The following is a 6666-nucleotide window of genomic DNA, read 5'->3' as shown; positions in this document are numbered from 1 at the left end:
CCCGCCCTCCGCTGCGTGCAACCACGGTGAGACGGGGACCGGTGGGGAGGAACAGCGGCCGCACCACGAACGAATCCGTGGAGAAGGCCGGCCGTACTCCGCCGGGACCGGTGCGGGGAGCCGGCCTCCTACTGGTGCGTGCGGAGCAGCGTCCGCATCGTGCGCATCGCCACCGAGAGGTTGGCCAGGTCGAAGTCGTCCGAGTTCTGGATCTCCTCCAGGGTCGTCCGGGCACGGCCCAGCAGCGCGGCGTTCTTCTGCTCCCACGCACCGAACCGCTGCTCCGGGGTGGAGCTGCCGTTGCCCGCGGCGAGCACATCCGCGGTCAGTGCGGCGTGCGCCGCGTACAGGTCCTCGCGAATGGCGGCCCGCGCCATCGACTGCCAGCGGTCGGCGCGCGGCAGCTCGATGATCCGGTCCATCAGCTGGCTGACCCGCAGCCGGTCCGCCAGGTCGTAGTAGACCTCGGCGACGTCCAGCGGCGCCTTGCCGGTGCGGTCCGCGATCGCGACGATGTCGAGCGCCGGGAAGGCGGAGGAGAAACCGGCGACGCGCTGCGCCAGCTCACCCGGCACCCCGGACTCGGTCAGCTCGTCGACGATCGCCTGGTACCACTCCAGGTCGGACCCCTTGAGCAGCTTGGGCAACTCGGCCCAGACGCTCTGCACCCGCTCACTGAAGAACTCGACGTTCTCGGCGAGCAGCAGCGGCTGCGGACGGTTGTTGAGCAGCCAGCGCGTGCCCCGCTCGACCAGCCGCCGCGCGTGCAGCCGGATACGGGTCTGCACATCGGCGGGAACCCGGTTGTCGAGACCCTCGACCTCGTCCCAGACCTGGCCCAGCTCGAAGATCGCGCGAGCCGCGGTCTGGGCGCGCACAACCTCTTCGGTCGAGGCGCCGGTCTCCTCCCGCATCCGGTGCAGGAAGGTCGTACCGGAGCTGTTGACCGTGTCGTTCACCAGGACCGTGGTCACGATCTCCCGGCGCAGCGCGTGGTTGTCGATGTGTTCGAGGAACCGTTCGTTCAGCGCCTTCGGGAAGTAGGCGTGCAGCAGCTGCACCAGGTACGGGTCGTCCGGCAGATCAGTGGTGATCAGCTCCTCGGCGACCGTGATCTTGAGGTAGGCGAGCAGGACCGCGAGCTCCGGCTGGGTCAGCCCGCGCCCGGCGCTCAGCCGCTCCCGGATCTGCCGGTCGCTGGGCAGGGCCTCCAGGTCACGGTCGAGCCGGCCGTCCCGCTCCAGCCGGCGCATGAAGCGCTGGTGGGCATGGAGCAGACTGGGCGCCTGCGACACGGCGTTGGCCAGGGCGACGTTCTGCGCGTAGTTGTTGCGCAGTACCAGCGCACCGACCTCGTCGGTCATCTCCGCGAGCAGCTTGTTGCGCTGCTTGACGGTCATGTCGCCGTCCTCGACGACCTTGTTCAGCAGGATCTTGATGTTCACCTCGTGGTCGGAGGTGTCCACACCGGCGCTGTTGTCGATCGCATCGGTGTTGATCTTGCCGCCCCTGCCGTCGGGGCCACCGGACAGAGCGAACTCGATCCGGCCGCGCTGGGTCAGACCCAGGTTGCCGCCCTCGCCGACGACCTTGACCCGCAGGTCCTGGCCGTCCACCCGGATGGCGTCGTTGGCCTTGTCGCCCGCGTCCGCGTGGGACTCCGTCGACGCCTTGACGTACGTCCCGATGCCGCCGTTCCACAACAGGTCGACCGGGGCGTGGAGGATCGCCTTCATCAGGTCCGCCGGGGTCATCTTGGTGACCCGGGCCTCGATGCCGAGCGCCGCCCGGATCTGCGCGTTGATCGGGATGGCCTTCGCGGACCGCGGGTGGATGCCGCCGCCCTGCGAGAGCAGCTCGGTGTTGTAGTCCTCCCAGGAGCTGCGCGGCAGTTCGAACAGCCGACGCCGCTCGGCGTAGGAGACCGCCGCGTCCGGATTCGGGTCGATGAAGATGTGCCGGTGGTCGAAGGCGGCGACCAGCCGGATGTGCTCGGAGAGGAGCATGCCGTTGCCGAACACGTCACCCGACATGTCGCCGACGCCGACGACCGTGAAGTCCTCGGTCTGGCTGTCGTGGCCCAGCTCCCGGAAGTGCCGCTTGACCGACTCCCAGGCACCGCGGGCGGTGATGCCCATGCCCTTGTGGTCGTAGCCCGCCGAACCACCGGAGGCGAACGCGTCGCCGAGCCAGAAGCCATAGGCGATGGCGACCTCGTTGGCGATGTCGGAGAACGTCGCGGTGCCCTTGTCCGCGGCGACGACCAGGTAGGTGTCGTCCTCGTCGTGCCGCACGACGTCCCGGGGGTGCACGACCTCGCCGCCGACCAGGTTGTCGGTGATGTCGAGCAGACCGGAGATGAACGTCTTGTAGCAGGCGATGCCCTCGGCCAGCCAGGCGTCGCGGTCCACCGACGGATCCGGCAGGCGCTTGCCGACGAAGCCGCCCTTGGCACCGACCGGCACGATCACGGTGTTCTTGACCATCTGCGCCTTGACCAGGCCGAGGATCTCCGTGCGGAAGTCCTCCCGCCGGTCGGACCAGCGCAGACCACCGCGGGCGACCTTGCCGAAGCGGAGGTGGACGCCCTCGACGCGGGGCGAGTAGACCCAGATCTCGTACGCCGGGCGGGGCGCGGGCAGGTCCGGAATCGCCTGCGGGTCGAGCTTCAGCGAGAGGTAGCTGTGCGGCTTGCCCGTCTTGTCGCCCAGCTGGAAGTAGTTGGTGCGCAGGGTCGCCTTGATGACGGTGAGGAAGGAGCGCAGGATGCGGTCCTCGTCCAGGCTCGCCACCTGGTCCAGTGCCGCGTCCAGCTCCTCCAGCAGCGCGTCGGTGAGCTCCAGGCCCGCCCGCTGCCGCTCCGGCGACATCCGCGCCTCGAAGAGGTTCACCAGCAGCCGGGTGGTGTGGACGTTGGTGCGGAGGGTGTCCTCCATGTAGTCCTGGCTGAAGGTGGAACCGGCCTGCCGCAGGTACTTCGCGTAGGCCCGCAGCACCATGGCCTGCCGCCAGGTGAGCCCGGCCCCCAGCACCAGCTGGTTGAAGTTGTCGTTCTCGGCCTCACCGTTCCAGACGGCTGCGAACGCGTCCTGGAAGCGCTCACGGGCGTCGTCGGCGAGGTAGTCGCCGCCGTTCTGGGTCGGCGCGGGGAGCTGCAGCCCGAAGTCGTAGATCCAGGCGGAGGTGCGGTCGGCGCAGCGCAGCTCGTACGGCCGCTCGTCCACGACCTCGACGCCGAGCCCGTTGAGCACCGGCAGCACGACGGAGAGCGAGACCTGCTCACCGCTCCGGTAGATCTTGAAGCGCCGCTCTCCGGGGGCCGCGCCGACGGGCTCGTACAGGCTGAGCTCGAAGTCGCGCTCGCCGCCGGCCGGGGTGAGCTGTTCCAGGTGCTGGAGGTCGGAGACCGCGCCGCGCGGCGTGTGGTCCGCCTTGAAGCCCTCCTCGAAGGCATTGGCGTAGCGCCGCATCAGCTCGGCGGCGCGCTCCTCGCCCACCTCGGCGTTGAGCGCCTCGGCGAAGCCGTCCTCCCAGGAACGGGCCGCCTCGGCGAGCCGGACCTCGATGCGCTCGATGTCGGCCTCGGTCAGGTCCGGCAGCACGGTGCCGGGCTCGACCCGGACGACGAAGTGCAGCCGGGAGAGCACCGACTCGGTGTTCCAGGCCGTGAAGTCGACACTGGAGCCACCCAGCTCGTCCTTGAGGATGTTGGTCAGCTTGTGCCGGACGGTGGTGTTGAAGCGGTCCCGCGGCAGGTAGACCAGCGCGGAGTAGTAGCGCCCGTACTCCTCCTGGCGCAGGAACAGCCGGAGCCGCCGGCGTTCCTGGAGGTAGAGGACGTTGATGACGATCTCGCGGAGCTTGTCGACCGGGGTCTGGAACAGCTCGTCGCGCGGGTAGGTCTCGAGGATCTGGAGCAGGTCACGGCCGTCGTGGCTGTCCGGGGAGAACCCGGCGGTCGCCAGCACCTCGGCGACCTTGCGGCGCACCACCGGGACCCGCCGGACGGACTCGGTGTACGCGGCCGAGGAGAACAGCCCGAGGAAGCGGCGCTCACCGACGACATTGCCCTGCTCGTCGAACTTCTTGACGCCGACGTAGTCGAGGTACGAGGGGCGGTGCACCGTGGCGCGGCTGTTGGCCTTGGTCAGCACCAGCAGCTTGTGCTCACGCGCCTTGGCCCGGGCGTCGGCCGGCAGCCGGTTGAAGGACGGGGAGACCGGGTGGCCCTCGCTGCCCTTGTGGGACGGGTCCGAACGCAGGATGCCGAGCCCGGTGCCCGGGATGGCGGTGAGCACGTCCTCCTGGGAACCGTCCGTCGCCTCGCTCGTCAGCTGGTACTCGCGGTAACCGAGGAAGGTGAAGTGATCGTCGGAGAGCCAGCGCAGCAGCTCACGGGCCTCCTCGACATCCTGCACCGGCAGGTCGTCGGCGCGCGGCTCGCCCGGCAGCCCCTCGGCGATCCGCAGGGCGGCCTCACGCATCTTCTCCCAGTCCTCGACGGCCTCGCGGACGTCGGAGAGGACCCGGAGCAGATCGGCGGTCATCTGCTTGAGATCGGCGCGGTCGGTCTCACGGTCGGTCTCGACGTGGATCCACGACTCGGTGGACGCGTCGTGCGGCAGCTCGCGGGTGGCGCGGTCGGAGTGGACGTCACCACTGCTGTCGAGAACCTCGATCAGCTTCCCGGTGACGTCGCGGCGGACGACCATCTGGGGGTGGATCACCACATGGATGCCGCGGCCCTGGCGGGAGAGCTCATTGGTGACGGAGTCGACGAGGAAGGGCATGTCGTCGGTCACGACTTCGACGACGGAGTGGGTGCAGGTCCAGCCGTTCTCCTCGACGGTCGGGGTGTGCACCCGGACGTTCGCCGTGCCCTGGGGGCGGTTCTCCGCGAGCCGGTAGTGGGAGAGCGCGGCACCCAGCAGGTCCACCGGGTCGCGGCCTGCGAGGTCCTCGGGAGCCGTGTGGAGGTAGTAGCGCTGGAGGTACGCCGCGAGGGCCTCCGGGGTGAGGCCCTGAACCGGTTGTTGACTCCCGGCCGGGCTGTTCTCAGCTACCCGGGCAGCCCTTTCGAGCAGCTCGGCCTTGGCTTCGTCCAGCTTGGTCTGCATGTCCTCTGGCTCCTGTCGCGCGCCGTTGCGTGACGTTGGTTGCGGAAATCGGCATCACGTCGCGACGCGGGATGTCCGCTCGGTGTCGACGGTATGCCTTGATGAAAGGTGAACGGGCCGGAAGGGGCGATTCTCGTCGTGTGGCCCCGGCCCAGGGAATCAGCGACCGCCCGGGCACGGTGGCACACCGGGCTCATGACAGGGGCTTCGCTGCCCCTGCGAAGGCCCCTCCACCCCGTTGCGGGGGGAGGAGGGCATATCGCGCTGATCACGGGACAAGGCTATCGCCCTTCCCCGGGGAGCCGTCATGGGCCGTTTGTGTACAAAACCTGGACTGGAAGTTTGACGTTCCGGACAGCGACGTGGGCCCTCTTGGCAAACCCACCTTCGGCGTGCAGGTTGGGCCTCGAGGGGAACGAAACGGACAGCCCGGAGGTGGGAGCCATGGCGGCCAAGATCCTGATCGTGACCGGTGACGCGGCGGAGTCCCTGGAGGTGCTCTACCCGTACCAGCGGCTCCGTGAGGAAGGCTACGAGGTCCACATCGCGGCTCCCAGCCGCAAGAGGCTGCGTTTCGTGGTGCACGACTTCGAGGAGGGCTTCGACACCTACACCGAGAAGCCCGGCTACACCTGGCCCGCCGACCTGGCCTTCTCCGAGGTGGAGCCGAGCCAGTACGTGGCACTGGTGATCCCCGGCGGACGGGCACCGGAATACCTGCGTAACGACCCGGAGCTGCGGAAGGTTCTCAAGGCGTTCTTCGACTCCGACAAGCCCGTGGCGCAGATCTGCCACGGGCCGCTGCTCACGGCGGCCGTCGACGGGCTCAGCGGACGGCGCGTGACCTCCTATCCGGCTCTGGAGCTGGACATGCAGATGGCCGGTGCCTCCTTCCAGGACGCGGAGGCGGTGGTCGACGGGTCGCTGGTCTCCGCCCGGGCCTGGCCGGACCACCCGGCGTGGATGCGCGAGTTCCTGGCCGTGCTCCGGACGAAGGCCCCCGTGTCCTCCTGAGGCGCTCCGCCCCGCCCGCGCGCACGGCCCGGACACCGGCGGACGCGCTGTCGTCCCGGACCCGCGCGGGCCTGCGTGCCTCGGCTCCGGTGCGTTCCCGCACGGTCGGTTCCCCGCTCGCCGGCTCGCCGTGACGGGCCGCGGACGGGGCGGGGCTCCCCTGCTGCCACCGGCGCCACCAGCGCCTTCCGCACCGCTCACGCCCCGAGCCACCGCGGCGCTGCCGGCCCCCTCCGAGCAGGCCGACCCGCCCACGGCGCCGGATGCCCCCGGCAGAGGACGACCGCCCGCCACCCGCCACGGAGCCCGCTCGCCCGGGAGGACGGCGCCGTCCTCCCCGCGCTCCGCACAGCCGGCTGCGGATCCCCCGTACGTCCTGATCACGTGGACCTCCCGATGTCCCGGACGCTCCCCCTCGAAGCGCCGACATATCTGGTACACCGCTCGGCCCGCCGAGGTTCCCGATCGACGGCATCCTCCGGGAGCGCGGTCCCCGGGCCCCGAACCTCCGGGCTCCGGGCCCGCTCAGTCCCAG

At 70.0% G+C, this 6666-nt stretch carries 2 protein-coding genes; one reads left to right on the top strand and one right to left on the bottom strand.

Annotated features, from left to right (window positions below):
- Positions 1 to 128: 128 nt before the first annotated feature.
- Positions 129 to 5117, bottom strand: a complete 4989-nt coding sequence (locus AC3EQ1_RS29235) for an NAD-glutamate dehydrogenase (RefSeq protein ID WP_432097331.1) — start codon at positions 5115 to 5117, stop codon at positions 129 to 131.
- Positions 5118 to 5561: 444 nt separating this feature from the next.
- Here AC3EQ1_RS29235 and AC3EQ1_RS29230 point away from each other — a divergent pair, with 444 nt between their 5' ends.
- Positions 5562 to 6131 (top strand): DJ-1/PfpI family protein, encoded by a 570-nt coding sequence (locus AC3EQ1_RS29230; protein ID WP_432097330.1) that lies wholly within the window; start codon positions 5562 to 5564, stop codon positions 6129 to 6131.
- The last annotated feature ends 535 nt before the right edge of the window (positions 6132 to 6666 follow it).

The organism is Streptomyces sp. bgisy100, assembly GCF_057709105.1.
Note: the sequence above shows the minus strand (reverse complement) of the source record. Positions and strands in the feature narration are given on the sequence as shown.